The 13607-nt window shown below is 41.2% G+C and carries 13 protein-coding genes; 9 read left to right on the top strand and 4 right to left on the bottom strand.

Features of this window, described 5'->3' with window-relative positions:
* Window positions 1–128: 128 nt before the first annotated feature.
* The 3 genes from HYI04_RS03810 (at window position 129) to HYI04_RS03800 (ending at window position 2551) form a co-directional block, all read left to right on the top strand.
* The gene (locus HYI04_RS03810) at window positions 129–482 is read left to right on the top strand and encodes a hypothetical protein (protein WP_029575052.1); all 354 of its coding nucleotides are present in this window, start codon (window positions 129–131) and stop codon (window positions 480–482) included.
* A 288-nt stretch (window positions 483–770) separates the two neighbouring features.
* A complete protein-coding gene (locus HYI04_RS03805; protein ID WP_178895852.1) occupies window positions 771–1730 on the top strand; it encodes an aliphatic sulfonate ABC transporter substrate-binding protein in 960 nt (319 codons plus the stop codon).
* Complete coding sequence (locus tag HYI04_RS03800) at window positions 1730–2551, top strand: ABC transporter permease (protein ID WP_178895851.1); 822 nt, start codon at window positions 1730–1732, stop codon at window positions 2549–2551. Before HYI04_RS03805 ends, HYI04_RS03800 begins: the two co-directional genes overlap by 1 nt.
* A 56-nt stretch (window positions 2552–2607) precedes the next feature.
* Here HYI04_RS03800 and prmC read toward each other — a convergent pair whose 3' ends face one another.
* Together prmC and prfA are read right to left on the bottom strand one after the other, a co-directional pair.
* Complete coding sequence (prmC, locus tag HYI04_RS03795; RefSeq protein WP_159152828.1) at window positions 2608–3426, bottom strand: peptide chain release factor N(5)-glutamine methyltransferase; 819 nt, start codon at window positions 3424–3426, stop codon at window positions 2608–2610.
* Window positions 3426–4514 carry a peptide chain release factor 1 gene (prfA, locus tag HYI04_RS03790; RefSeq protein ID WP_004982013.1) on the bottom strand — a complete coding sequence of 363 codons (1089 nt, stop codon included), beginning with the start codon at window positions 4512–4514 and terminating at the stop codon, window positions 3426–3428. Before prfA ends, prmC begins: the two co-directional genes overlap by 1 nt.
* A gap of 461 nt (window positions 4515–4975) precedes the next feature.
* On the opposite strand from prfA, the gene HYI04_RS03785 reads away from it, so the two are divergent.
* The 4 genes from HYI04_RS03785 (at window position 4976) to HYI04_RS03770 (ending at window position 8247) form a co-directional block, all read left to right on the top strand.
* Window positions 4976–5401 (top strand): glycine zipper domain-containing protein, encoded by a 426-nt coding sequence (locus tag HYI04_RS03785; protein WP_010327029.1) that lies wholly within the window; start codon window positions 4976–4978, stop codon window positions 5399–5401.
* A 224-nt stretch (window positions 5402–5625) separates the two neighbouring features.
* A complete protein-coding gene (locus HYI04_RS03780; RefSeq protein ID WP_010327030.1) occupies window positions 5626–6153 on the top strand; it encodes a hypothetical protein in 528 nt (175 codons plus the stop codon).
* Window positions 6154–6440: 287 nt separating this feature from the next.
* Window positions 6441–7442: an LLM class flavin-dependent oxidoreductase gene (locus tag HYI04_RS03775; protein ID WP_010327031.1), complete on the top strand. Its 1002-nt coding sequence runs from the start codon at window positions 6441–6443 to the stop codon at window positions 7440–7442.
* A 241-nt stretch (window positions 7443–7683) separates the two neighbouring features.
* Complete coding sequence (locus HYI04_RS03770; protein WP_005400689.1) at window positions 7684–8247, top strand: hypothetical protein; 564 nt, start codon at window positions 7684–7686, stop codon at window positions 8245–8247.
* 34 nt (window positions 8248–8281) lie between these two features.
* Here the strand turns inward: HYI04_RS03770 and HYI04_RS03765 are convergent, their stop codons facing one another.
* Both HYI04_RS03765 and HYI04_RS03760 read right to left on the bottom strand, forming a co-directional pair.
* Complete coding sequence (locus tag HYI04_RS03765) at window positions 8282–9010, bottom strand: hypothetical protein (RefSeq protein ID WP_178895850.1); 729 nt, start codon at window positions 9008–9010, stop codon at window positions 8282–8284.
* Window positions 9011–9088: 78 nt separating this feature from the next.
* Window positions 9089–9925: a pyruvate, water dikinase regulatory protein gene (locus HYI04_RS03760; RefSeq protein ID WP_005400687.1), complete on the bottom strand. Its 837-nt coding sequence runs from the start codon at window positions 9923–9925 to the stop codon at window positions 9089–9091.
* A gap of 156 nt (window positions 9926–10081) precedes the next feature.
* Between HYI04_RS03760 and ppsA the strand changes: the two genes are divergently transcribed.
* Complete coding sequence (gene ppsA, locus HYI04_RS03755; RefSeq protein WP_004982030.1) at window positions 10082–12460, top strand: phosphoenolpyruvate synthase; 2379 nt, start codon at window positions 10082–10084, stop codon at window positions 12458–12460.
* A 341-nt stretch (window positions 12461–12801) separates the two neighbouring features.
* Window positions 12802–13569, top strand: a complete 768-nt coding sequence (locus tag HYI04_RS03750; protein WP_005400686.1) for an RDD family protein — start codon at window positions 12802–12804, stop codon at window positions 13567–13569.
* The last annotated feature ends 38 nt before the right edge of the window (window positions 13570–13607 follow it).

Below are 13607 nucleotides of genomic sequence, written 5' to 3'. Positions count from 1 at the left end.
ATCGGAATCTATTTGCAAAAAGTTCCAAAATGGATTATTTTTCAACCAATTTTAAAGCATTCTTTAATGCTTATTTTCCGGCTGTACTCCCCCTGTTTAATCACCTTATTTCTTTTAAAGGTTATGACATGCTTAAAATGATTGATGTTCTCGATCAACGTCTGGTGCAAAACTTTACTCAAGCTTTGCAGTCTCCTACCCCACAATTTGAAGAGCAACTGGATCAAGGTATTCTCAATGCATCAGACCTTGAATTAAATCATGCTGTTACTGCATTTTTTAATGAAGTTAATGCGATTGAAGCTGCTCAAGCGTTGGATATTAGTGCTGACCGTATTCAAGCCCTTCAGTTAGGTGCATCGTTTAAAGATGAACAATATTTAGCTGATCTAAAGAAAATTGTGACGCTTTGTCTTGCACTTGAAACTGATGCTTTAGAGCAAGTTGAAGTGTTTGATAGCTTACAAGACTATCCTATGTAAGCTTGCAACCCCCTTAAAAAAGCGACTATTAAAGTCGCTTTTTTACATTCAAAATGAATGATTTAGTTATGCAATCTTCATATAAGAAGAAATTATTCTATGCTTTTTTAAAGTTATTCTATACTCCAAAAACCACATAAAGTTCAATCAAGTTATTAAAATTCAGATACTTAAATCAAGATTATCTACTTATTTCAATTTAATATTTTGTTATCCATTTTTCTTTTTTATTTTTCGCATACATCAGGTTAAAAGAACCCACAAATGAACTTATTTAAATGATGCAACATGAAAAACTTTAAACTACTGAGCACTTCACTGATTTTAGGTTTGATCGGCACTTATACCCATGCCGCTATTCCAAACACACTTAAACTCGATTATGCCTACTACGCACCAACCAGCCTTGTGGTGAAAGAACAAAAACTGTTAGAAAAAGCCTTACCTAAGACTGAAATTAAATGGGTGTTTAGCCAAGGCAGCAACCGCTCGCTGGAATATTTAAATAGCGGCAGTGTCGATTTTGCTTCAACCGCAGGACTTGCAGCCGTACTCAGTCGTGCCAACGGCAGTCCAATCAATACTGTTTATATCCAGAGCCAACCTGAATGGACTGCTTTGGTGGTTGCTAAAAACTCCCAAATTAAAAGCCTAAAGGACTTAAAAGGAAAAAAAATTGCCGCGACCAAAGGCACAGACCCTTTTCTGTTTACCTTACAAGCGTTGGATACAGTGGGTCTAAATAAACGTGAAGTCCAACTGGTTCATTTACAGCATCCTGATGGCAAAACAGCTTTAGAACGTGGTCAAATCGATGCTTGGGCAGGCTTAGATCCATTGATGGCATCCGCACAAGTGCAATCTGGCGCAAAACTGTTGTATCGAAATATTGGGTTTAACAGTTATAGCGTACTCAGTGTCAAAGAGTCTTTTACTCAGCAAAGTCCCGAAGCCATTGAAGCAGTGATTAAAGCTTATGAGCAAGCACGTAAATGGGCCAAAGCTAACCCAGAGAAATTGGCGGAGTTACTGGCACGCGAGTCCAAACTTCCGTTGAATGTCGCAAAATTACAATTAAGCCGTACCAACTTTGATCAAAACATTCCGTCAGCCAAACAGATTGCCGCATTACAAAAGTCTGGCGGCATTTTGAATGAAGAAGACTTAGTCCGTAAAGGCACCAATGTTAATCAAGTCGTGACTCAGTTGTTTAAGCCACAATATGCACAAAAGGTTGTAAGCAAATAATGACCAAGTCAGTCGCGAGCTCTTTCAGCCCTATTGTAGTGAAAAAGAGTTCCTCATTTCAGTTGAAATTGAAGAGTGTTCTCAAAGCGATCACCCTTCCAGCGCTCTTACTGATTGCTTGTGAATATCTGGTCCGTGCAGGTTTTATTGAACCTTATTTATTGCCTGCTCCCAGTAGTCTATGGCAAACCTTTCTAGATTTATGGCAGGCAGATTTATGGATGCATGTCTGGACCAGTACATGCCGGGTATTTTTAGGCTTTTTTATTGGGAGTACTCTGGCTTTAATGTTTGCGATTTTGGTGGGACTCAATAAACAGGTTGAAGCGTTTTTAGAACCCAGTTTTTCAGCGATCAAATCCATCCCGAGCTTAGCGTGGATTCCTCTACTTTTACTGTGGTTGGGAATTGATGAAGCATCGAAGATTACCCTAATTGCGATTGGCGCATTTTTTCCGACCTATACCAACACTGTCGCAGCGATTAAAGGGGTTGATCGCAAGCTCATCGAAGTCGCACAAGTCTACCGACTGAAGTACTGGCAGCAAGTACAACAGATTATTTTGCCTGCGGCATCTCCGGGGATATTAACGGGACTGCGCAACAGTTTAAGTTTGGCATGGATGTTTATGATTGCAGCAGAACTCATTGCAGCGACACAAGGCATAGGCTACTTACTGAGTGATGGCCGAGAAACTTCACGTCCCGATATTGTGATCTTAGCGATTATTCTTTTAGCCGTGCTCGGAAAATTCAGTGATAGCATCATGAAAGCCTTCGAGACTTGGCTACTGCGTTGGCGTGACGTATTTGGAACATAAGGTAGAAAAAATAAAAGCGCATCGAATGCGCTTTTATTTTGGAGGGAACAATGAAATTATTGTGTCCACTGCCCTAAAGTAACGCGGTCATTTCCACCATAATCTTTCACCGTACGGACTTGTTTATAGCCCGCTTCTTTAAAGATTTTCTGTACAGCGTCACCTTGATCATAACCATGCTCAAGTATCACCCAGCCATCAAGAGTTAAATGCTTTTTACCTTGCTGGATAATGACTTTCAAATCAGCCAAACCATGATCCGCAGCAACTAGGGCACGTTCAGGCTCAGTTGCTAAGTCTTGCATGTGAGCATCATCAGCATCGATGTACGGCGGGTTCGAGACAATCACATCAAAAAACTTTCGATTTAGCGGTGCAAACCAACTGCCACACACAAAAGTCACATCATTTAAGTCATGCTTTTCTGCATTTTGCTGCGCAACGGCTAAAGTTGGCTCATAAATATCGGTAGCCGTGATGTCCCATGTGTCCCGTTCACTGGCCAATGAAAGCGCAACCGCACCCGTCCCCGTACCTAAATCGACAATTCGGGCATCTTCAGGTAAGTCTAAACGTAATACAGTTTCTACCAGTACCTCGGTATCTGGACGTGGCACTAAAGTGTCAGGAGTGACAATCAGATCCAATGTCCAAAACGGCTGTGAACCTGTCACATAGGCCAAAGGTTCACCTGCTTCAATTCGTGCCAAGGCAGCAACATAGGCCTGCTCTTGTTCATTGGTCAGCACTTGATCTTTTTTCATAACCAAATCAAAAGAATCAATTTTGGTAATGTGTTCCAGCAACCATGCGTTCTCTTGACGTTCGTAACTCTCGGCTTCACCACGTAAAGCCAAAGCTTGGGCAATATTCATTATCCACCATTCTGCTGTGCAAGCATCGCAAGCTGATCTGCTTGATATTCACGATGTAAGCTATCTAATAGTTCAGTTAAATCACCTTCCATAACCGCGTCTAACTTGTATAAAGTTAAGTTAATACGGTGATCGGTCATACGACCTTGCGGGTAGTTATAGGTACGGATACGTTCTGAACGATCGCCCGAGCCAACCAAGTCACGGCGCATTTCAGAAGTTGCTGCATCAGCTGCTGCACGTTTTGCATTTTCCAAGCGTGAAGCAAGTAAAGCCATCGCTTTGGCTTTGTTCTTATGCTGCGAACGCTCTTCCTGACATTCCACCACGGTTCCTGTTGGAATATGAGTAATACGCACAGCTGAATCGGTTTTGTTGATGTGCTGACCACCCGCACCTGAGGCACGGTAGGTATCAATACGTAAGTCTGATGCATTAATCTCGACCGTTGTATCGACATCAATTTCAGGCAAAATCGCAACGGTACACGCCGAAGTATGTACACGACCCTGAGACTCTGTTGCAGGTACACGTTGTACACGGTGCGCGCCACTTTCAAACTTCAAGCGACCGTAAACGCCTTCACCATTCACCAAACAAATGATTTCTTTATAACCACCGTGTTCGCCTTCATTTTCAGACAACACTTCAATACGCCAGCCTTGTGATTCAGCGTACTTGGTATACATGCGGTATAAGTCACCCGAGAAAATAGCGGCTTCATCACCGCCTGTTCCCGCTCGAATTTCCAAATATGCAGAGTTCGCATCATTTGGATCTTTCGGAATCATTAAGATATTTAAATCAGCTTCTAAAGACGCAATAATGGCTTTATTTTCTTTAATTTCTTCAACAGCCATTTCCTTAAAATCAGGATCTGACAGCATCGCTTCAGCCGTTTCAATATCAGCTTCTGCTTGTTTGTACTTAGTCCACACTTCTGTGATTTCGCTTAAATCACTATGTTCACGTGACAACTGACGAAAGCGTTTGTTATCCGAAATGACTTCTACATCTGCAAGTAATGCTGTTAATTCTTCGTGACGGTCAGAAAGTTGATCTAATCGTAAACGTAACGATTCTTTCATTAGGAAAATATCTCAATATAAAGGCTGCAATACAGTTTCACAGCACCAAAAAATTTGCGCTTAGTTTAACGGCTCTATCACGCAAAGAACATCTTTATTCAATCCTGAGCGACGTTTACTTTATACGCCTCAGTGGATTGATACACTTTTAATGCGTGTTTATGCGCTTACTAGCGCTTAAAAAATGTAGAGCTGCTTATTTCATATACACCTTTTTAATAGGTCATTTCAGCTCAAAACTCAGAGTGTGAACTGCATCACTCCTAGGTTTATCCACATTTGCATGATTTTGGATAAATTTCATTCTGCTTATTCACATTTGTAATAAAACTGATACAAACAAGAAACCAACGGGTTTCAATTTAGTTTTAACTCTCCACAATTAACTGGAATCTTTTTGTTACATTAGCCACATCGAAAAAAGTAAGACAGTTCAACCAATGTTGGACATGGAGAAACACATGAAACTTAATACACTCTTAATTTCAGCAACATTAGCAACGGCATCTATGTTTACTGCAACTGCGTATGCAGACAGCACAACTCGCGTTGCAGCAGCCAGTGCTTTAGGTAGTGTTGCAGGGACAGCAATTGGTAAAAACATGGGCGGCACAACTGGTGCAACTATTGGCGCAGCACTTGGTGGTGCAGGTGGTGCAGCAGTTGCAAGTGACAAACGTCATCGTACTGAATCTGCTATTGGCGGTGCGATCGGTGGTGGTGCGGGCTATACCGTAGGTAAAAGCATGGGCGGAACCAATGGTGGCTACGTGGGTTCTGCATTAGGTGCAGCGGGCGGTGCAGCACTCGGCAACAAAATCTCAAAAGATAAACAGTATGACTCTTACCATGGTAAAAAATGGAAGAAAAAACATAAACACCATTAATTAGCTGCATCGTAAAGATGTCATTGAAAGCACCTTCGGGTGCTTTTTTATGGCACAGATTTAGACGCAACAACACATCAGCCAAACTGGTAGAAAATACGAAGAGTCGTTACACAGCACTTACCAAAGCAACGGTTTCGATAAAATTTCTCTTCATTATTCTTCCAAATTGTTTCGCTAAAGTGAAATCAAGACAAAATAGACATACTCTTAGGAGTTTAAAAATGAAAATTAAATCAATTTTAATGAGTACCGTAATTGCAGCTTCAGCATTAACGATGACCACAACATATGCAGGTAATACAACCAATACCGCACTGACTTCTGCGTTGGGTGGTGTTGTCGGTGCCGCGATTGGTAACCAAATGGGTGGACAAACAGGCGCGATGATTGGTTCTGCCATTGGTGGTGGTGCAGGTGCAGCTGCTTCAGCCAACAAACGTGACCGTAATGGTGCAATCATTGGTGGAGCACTCGGTGGTGCTGGTGGTTATACCGTAGGTAAAAACATGGGCGGTACCAATGGTGGGTATATTGGTGCAGGTCTAGGTTCAGCGGGTGGCGCAGTTCTAGGTAAAAAAGTCTCTGAAGACCGTCGTTATGATGACGAATATGACCGCCGTTACGACGACCGTTATGATCGTCGTTATGACAGCCGTGGCTACCGTAATAGCAATTATAAATATAATGGTCGCAACTACCGTGGTGACAATGGCCGTCACTTGGGCTGGTACAAAAACGGGAAACGTTAAGCACCGCATAAAACATTTTCAAATAAAAGAGCACCTTCGGGTGCTTTTTATTTATTTGACAACTACACTCAAAAAAATACTACATTGTTATGCTAAATACAGTAATCCCCTTTTTTTGTTTTAAATGCATATGTGGCTAGTGCGGTTCAACGATGTTGAATAGATATTTAGTTTTATTTTTAAATCAGCATCTTATATAAAACAACCAGAATATCGAATAAAATCGATATACAAAATAACAGTTATATCGTATTATTTCGATATATAAAACAAAACTGAGAAGTAGAATGCGCACGTTGTCCGAGACTCAATTTTCTATTTTAGAATTAGCTCCTGTCCGTGAAGATCAAACTGTACAACTCACCTTACAGCATAGTTTAAAATTGGCCCAACAAGCTGAGCATTTAGGCTATAGCCGACTTTGGCTTGCAGAACATCATAATATGGATGGTATTGCCAGCTCTGCAACTGCGGTGCTACTCGGCTATTTACTCGCGAATACCTCAACTTTAAAAGTGGGCTCTGGCGGTATCATGCTCCCAAACCATGCCCCACTGATCGTAGCGGAGCAATTCGGTACACTTGCAACACTCTATCCAAACCGGATCGAATTAGGTTTAGGTCGAGCACCGGGTACAGACCAAGTGACCATGCGAGCACTTCGCCGTGGCCGTCAAGAAACTGAAGATCAGTTCCCACAAGATGTCTTAGAAATTCTGCATTACTTTAAAGACGCTGAGCCGAATCAGCGCATCATTGCAACTCCAGGGCAAGGGACACATGTGCCTGTATGGCTACTCGGTTCAAGTTTATTTAGTGCACAACTGGCTGCAAAACTCGGTCTTCCCTACTCTTTTGCATCACACTTTGCACCGCGTATGCTGAAACAAGCGATTCAGCTCTATCGTGAAAACTTTGAACCCTCCGAATACTTATCGAAACCTTATGTATCTATGGGTGTCCCGACGGTCGTTGCTGAAACCGATGCTGAAGCTGAATATCTAGCGACCAGTGCCTACCAACGTGTTTTAGGTCTCATGCGCGGTCAAAGTTTAAAGTTAAAAGCACCGATTGCCAGTATGGACGGTCTATGGTCACCTGCGGAAAAAATGTCAGTAGACAGTTTTTATGCCATGGCCCAAATCGGTTCCAATGGCACGGTGAAAGAAGGCTTAAAACAGCTTCTTTTAGAATATGATGTCGATGAATTTATTTTCACCTGTGACATCTATGACACGGACAAGCGTTTAGAAAACTTTGAACGTCTCATGCAGATCAAAAATAACTAAGTACAAATGAAGTGAATCGCCTTATGCGTATTAATGCATACCCATAAGGCGACGTGCATAAATGAATAACCAAAATCTTAGCCGATACTTAAAAAATCCTTAAAGCCCTGCAAAACTGCTGCTATGTCTAGACTAAAGTTAGCGTGACTGCTCAGACAATTTATCACTTTGCTTTTTTAGAGCAAAAGCACTAAAAATAATAAATTAAGGAAAGACGATAAAAAAAAATTAAGGATCAAGCATGGTCAATTTGCATTCAACTGACAACGTATCTGGTTTATTTCAAAACCATCCCGAATATTTTCAGCATTTTAAAGGGCAATTGATTACTGCTTCAGAAATTAAACAACATGCTTTTACTGAACAACGTGTCGCAATTATTGGTACCAACCAGCATACAGTAACTGCCCTTGAATCGATTTCTCAGGTCGCTCAATCGGTCTATGTTTTTCAAAATGCGCCACAATTTATCTTGCCAAAAACAGAGCGTGGAATTCAGCGCTTAATTCAACATCCACTGGTTATTAAGAACCGACGCCTATTTAACACACGTATCAAATGCCTACTGGCTTTACGCTTCTTAGAAACCCAAGTTCAAGACCCATGGCTTAGACACCAACTCAAACCTAACTCCGCTGCCGATAAACTTAAATTTTTTAAGTCCGATCATTATTATCATGCCTTACAGCGCGACAACTGTAAGCTAATCACTTGGCCGATCGTCAAAATTCGAGAACATGATATTCAAAGTTTAGATGGAGCTGAATATCCCGTCGATGTGATCATTACCACCTATAGCCATTAACCATATAGGGTAAGTTTCCCTACTTACCCGTTGTTTATTTCGTCACACCTGTATACCGATAGCCTGTATTTGAACGCTGATAACGTAAGTACTTTCCAGTCGGTCGACTGTTTTGATCCAATAAAGTGATATCAATCTTGTTTAAGTCTTTTGAAACACGAATATATGAACCGCGCTGCTCTTCGTCACAATGACAGTCATAATCTACTTCAATTGAACTTAACTGCTGTTTTTTGGTCTGAAAAACTGGTGTTGCTGTCAAAGCTTGGGCATGCATTTTAAAGGCTTGAATTTGATAGAGACCGTGACAACTATCGCCTTTGTAATAACTTTGAATCAGATAAATCGGCTGTGCACCCCATTTCGCTTGATCAATCTTTAAAATATAGCCTGTTTCTAAAGGCTGAAGTTTAGTGGACTTGCTCGATTTCATCTGCGCATAGGATGAAAATTTACCCATGGTACCGCCACCGCCTACATCAAAGGTATAGAATTTAAGCAGTTGGTCTGGTGAGGCATTAATCTTTAGTCTAAGATTTTCAGTCAATTTGGGGAAAGAATAAGCATAACTTTCTGCATTTTCACGGATTAAATCAACCACATCATTTTCGATCTGTTGATTCACCGCATAAAAATCTAGCGCTGCATATTTTTGATCAATGGCCTGCTCAGCCTGTTGAATTGATATATTTTGCGCATATAAAGCCATATTAAAATGAGCAAAACAAAATACACCTAATAGCCATTTTGATATTATTTTCATTTGATCTAATCTAAATTTTTATATTGATCGATATTATAAAGCATCATCAATATGACGCTTTATAATGTAATGACAATATCAACCAATACGACGTTTTAAGCCCGTCATTTGCAGTACACGGGTTGAAATTTCTTCAATCGACATTTCCGAGACATTTAAGTATTTAATCCCTTCAGAGATATAAATACCTTCAATTGCGCGAAGCTCCATTTGGCACTGGCTGAAGCTTGCATAACGGCTATTGGCTTTACGTTCAGAGCGAATAGCAACAAGACGTTCAGCATCAATCATCAAACCAAAAAGCTTCTGTTTATGCGCGCGAAGTACCGCAGGTAAACGGTTGTCATCCAAGTCTTCTTCAGTCAATGGATAGTTTGCAACACGAATACCAAACTGTAATGACAAATAAATTGACGTCGGTGTTTTACCCGAACGTGACACCCCAATCAGAATCAGATCGGCCTTGTCATAGTGGCGTGTACGTGCACCGTCATCGTTATCTAAAGCAAAATGCACCGCATCAATACGTGCTTTATAAGACTCCGAATCGGTCACCGCATGGGTCTGTCCGACTAAAGTTGTAGGCGGTGTTCCCAGCTCCTCAGACAATTTACTAATAAGCCCTTCAAATACATCAAGATTTATAGCATTTGCAGTATTAATAATGTCACGCACGTACGGGTCAACTAAAGTGTCAAAAACCAGTGGCTTTTGTCCGTCTTGTTGTGCCCTTAAATTGATCTCAGCAACCACATTTGTAGCAGCTTCTTCAGAGCTAATATAAGGAATAATATGAATGTCAAAGTCAACATTTGGAAACTGCGCCAATAGCGAGTGCCCAAGGGTTTCAGCGGTAATTGCAGTACCATCAGATACAAAAAAAACGCTCCGCTTAAATTGTTTACTTCCTGACATTAAAATTCTCCTCAAAAATTTGTCTTAGTGCTATATAATCTTTATAGTAAACCGATCTTACATGACTGTCGCTTAGTAAAATCAAAAAGCTAAGTAGATTTGTTATAATCTGATGCCAAGATAGTGATTAAATACTGCAAAAGTGGAGTAACAACTTTGGAAGCGCGCGTAATTGGTCTAGAAAAATTAGGGAAACACGACGTTGAACTTGTAGGTGGGAAAAACTCATCTTTAGGTGAAATGATCAGCCACCTATCAAATGCAGGTGTATCTGTACCAGGTGGCTTTGCTACTACAGCTCAAGCATATCGTGAATTTCTCGAGCAAAGTGGCCTAAACGCTAAAATCAATGCAGAGTTAAAAGTCCTCAATGTTGATGATGTAAATGCTCTTGCTGAAACAGGCGCGAAAATTCGCCAATGGATTGTAGATACTCCACTTACGGCAGAACTTGAACAAGAAGTTCGTAAAGCATTTGCAGAGCTTTCAAACGGCAACCCAGACATCGCGGTTGCCGTTCGTTCTTCTGCGACAGCAGAAGATTTACCAGATGCTTCTTTTGCAGGCCAACAAGAAACCTTCTTAAACATTCGCGGTATCGACAACGTATTAATCGCGATCAAAGAAGTATTTGCATCACTGTATAACGACCGTGCAATCTCTTACCGCGTACACCAAAACTTTGCGCATGATGTTGTGGCTTTATCTGCTGGTATTCAGCGTATGGTTCGCTCTGAAACTGGTGCAGCAGGTGTAATGTTTACACTCGACACTGAATCAGGTTTCCGTGACGTAGTTTTCATCACTGCATCTTATGGTTTGGGTGAAATGGTTGTTCAAGGTGCAGTAAACCCTGACGAATTCTACCTCTCTAAACCCCTTTTAAATGCAGGCAAGCACGCTGTCCTCCGTCGTAATCTGGGTTCTAAACACCAAAAAATGATTTATGGCGAAGAAGCTTCTGCAGGTAAATCAGTTGTTGTGGTTGATGTTGAAAAACAAGAGCGTCAACAATTCGCATTAAACGACCACGAACTACAAGAACTTGCAAAACAAGCGCTGATCATTGAAAACCATTATGGTTCTCCAATGGACATCGAGTGGGCAAAAGATGGCGATGACGGTCAAATTTATATCGTTCAAGCGCGCCCTGAAACAGTGAAGAGTCGTGAAAACGTCGGCACCATGGAACGCTACCTTTTAAAACAAAAAGGCACTGTGATTTGTGAAGGTCGTTCAATCGGTCAACGTATCGGTTCTGGTAAAGTACGTATTGTTACGTCTATTAAAGAAATGGACAAAGTACAAGACGGTGACGTGCTTGTATCTGACATGACTGACCCAGACTGGGAACCAGTAATGAAACGTGCGGCTGCAATTGTCACTAACCGTGGTGGTCGTACTTGTCACGCAGCGATTATTGCGCGTGAATTGGGTGTTCCAGCAATCGTCGGTTGTGGTAATGCAACTGAAGTTCTAGTAGACGGCCAAGAAGTAACTGTTTCATGTGCTGAAGGTGATACAGGTTTCATCTACGAAGGTTCTTTAGATTTCGAGATTCAAACCAATTCAATCGAATCTATGCCAGAGCTTCCGTTCAAAGTAATGATGAACGTCGGCAACCCTGACCGCGCATTTGACTTTGCACAAATTCCAAATGAAGGGATTGGCCTTGCACGTCTTGAGTTCATCATTAACCGTATGATCGGTGTTCACCCTAAAGCATTGTTGAACATTGACAGCTTGCCACGTGAAACACGTGCTGCGGTCATGGCGCGTACTGCGGGTTATGCATCTCCAATCGAATTCTATGTTGAAAAACTGGTTGAAGGTATTTCTACCCTTGCTGCAGCATTTGCAGACAAACCTGTGATCGTTCGTATGTCTGACTTTAAGTCAAATGAATATGCAAACTTGATCGGTGGTAAGTTATACGAGCCTGAAGAAGAAAACCCAATGTTGGGCTTCCGTGGTGCAAGCCGTTATGTGTCTGACAACTTCCGTGACTGCTTCGAATTAGAATGCCGCGCGTTGAAAAAAGCACGTGACGAAATGGGCTTAACCAATATTCAAATCATGATTCCTTTCGTACGTACTGTACATGAAGCAAAACGTGTAATTGAATTATTGGCGTTAAATGGTTTGAAGCGTGGTGAAAATGGTCTGAAAGTGATCATGATGTGTGAGTTACCAACAAACGCATTATTGGCTGAACAGTTCCTTGAACACTTCGATGGCTTCTCTATCGGTTCAAACGACTTAACTCAGTTAACGCTTGGTCTAGACCGTGACTCTGGTATTGTGTCTCACCTATTTGATGAGCGTGATCCAGCAGTAAAAGCGCTTCTTTCTATGGCAATTCATGCATGCCGTAAAGCAGGTAAATATGTGGGTATCTGTGGTCAAGGCCCATCAGATCACCCAGATCTTGCGCAATGGCTGATGGAACAAGGTATCGAATCTGTATCACTTAACCCTGACTCAGTATTAGACACTTGGTTCTTCCTTGCAGAAGAAAAAGTTCAAAAAGCTTAACTTTTTGATCCGATAAAAAAGACCCTTTCAAGGGTCTTTTTTATTTCCACTCTTTCAACGTATCCGCACTAAAACAAGCATATTGATACAAAAACTTAAACTAAGTTTGGCACTCATGCAGCAACATTTTGATTGAGAAGAAATCGCATTGCGATAAAGCTAGAAGAAGCAGCATAATCCTTGCTACACTGTCCTGCATTTTGTGTAGTTTTGGTTAATTTCAGCTTGAAATTCTCTAGACTATCCGCATGTTTTATCATAGATTTTTTATTTGTTTTTCATCTGAAACAAATACATTTATTATTTGAATATCCCAATTTATATTTTGAGATTAAGTTTATATGCAGATTTACTTGGCACGAAATAATCAACAAGCCGGTCCATATACCTTAGAGCAGTTGAATCAGATGCTCGCAAGCCAACAAGTTTTATTGACGGATTTAGTTTGGCATCAGGGTATGCCTGAATGGAAAGCTTTAGGTGAACTCACCCAAGGAAAACTGGCGTATGAACCTGTAGGTTATCAGCCTCAGCCCCCTATTCCTGAGCCAATGCATACGCCAAATCAATTTTCAAAACCAAACCGCACTGCGGCGAAAGTTGCTCAACCTGAATTGGCATCAATAGGCACACGCGTCTTAGCCAAAGTCATTGATTTACTTCTTTGGCTCCCTGCCGCTGCGATTCCCTCGTTCTTTTTACAAGCAGATAAATTTGGTGAACTCACTGAAATTCAGCAAAAAATGCAAGCTGCCACCACAGCAACACAGGCCAGTGAACTGCAAGCACAACTGTTCAGTTTGATTCCAACTGAAGCATGGACCACCATGGGCATTTACCTGCTGATTATGCTCGGTATACAGGCCTTTTTCTTAGCAAAAAATGGTCAAAGTATTGGTAAAAAAATCACCAAAATTAAAATTGTAGACGTTGAAACCAACGAAAAAGTCAGCCTTTTACGTGTATTCACATTACGCAGTGTTGTCTTTATTGTACTCAATATGCTGTTCATGCCGTTTATTACCATCGCCGATCACGTCTTTGGTTTAACTGCAAAGCGTCAAACTTTGCACGATAAGCTGGCGAAAACTAAGGTCATTAAGCACTAATTTGAGCATATTTAAGCTGAGGTTTGGCTCACCTCAGT

It is taken from the genome of Acinetobacter sp. SwsAc2 (assembly GCF_013391465.1).
Lineage (GTDB): Bacteria > Pseudomonadota > Gammaproteobacteria > Pseudomonadales > Moraxellaceae > Acinetobacter > Acinetobacter johnsonii.
This window is presented reverse-complemented; position numbering and strand designations above follow the sequence as displayed.

Bases quoted from the DNA above. Each gene is read 5' to 3' on its own strand.
- HYI04_RS03810 (WP_029575052.1), top strand. From the start codon at position 129: ATGCTTAAAATGATTGATGTTCTCGATCAACGTCTGGTGCAAAACTTT.
- HYI04_RS03805 (WP_178895852.1), top strand. From the start codon at position 771: ATGAAAAACTTTAAACTACTGAGCACTTCACTGATTTTAGGTTTGATC.
- HYI04_RS03800 (WP_178895851.1), top strand. From the start codon at position 1,730: ATGACCAAGTCAGTCGCGAGCTCTTTCAGCCCTATTGTAGTGAAAAAG.
- prmC (WP_159152828.1), bottom strand. From the start codon at position 3,426: ATGAATATTGCCCAAGCTTTGGCTTTACGTGGTGAAGCCGAGAGTTAC.
- prfA (WP_004982013.1), bottom strand. From the start codon at position 4,514: ATGAAAGAATCGTTACGTTTACGATTAGATCAACTTTCTGACCGTCAC.
- HYI04_RS03785 (WP_010327029.1), top strand. From the start codon at position 4,976: ATGAAACTTAATACACTCTTAATTTCAGCAACATTAGCAACGGCATCT.
- HYI04_RS03780 (WP_010327030.1), top strand. From the start codon at position 5,626: ATGAAAATTAAATCAATTTTAATGAGTACCGTAATTGCAGCTTCAGCA.
- HYI04_RS03775 (WP_010327031.1), top strand. From the start codon at position 6,441: ATGCGCACGTTGTCCGAGACTCAATTTTCTATTTTAGAATTAGCTCCT.
- HYI04_RS03770 (WP_005400689.1), top strand. From the start codon at position 7,684: ATGGTCAATTTGCATTCAACTGACAACGTATCTGGTTTATTTCAAAAC.
- HYI04_RS03765 (WP_178895850.1), bottom strand. From the start codon at position 9,010: ATGAAAATAATATCAAAATGGCTATTAGGTGTATTTTGTTTTGCTCAT.
- HYI04_RS03760 (WP_005400687.1), bottom strand. From the start codon at position 9,925: ATGTCAGGAAGTAAACAATTTAAGCGGAGCGTTTTTTTTGTATCTGAT.
- HYI04_RS03750 (WP_005400686.1), top strand. From the start codon at position 12,802: ATGCAGATTTACTTGGCACGAAATAATCAACAAGCCGGTCCATATACC.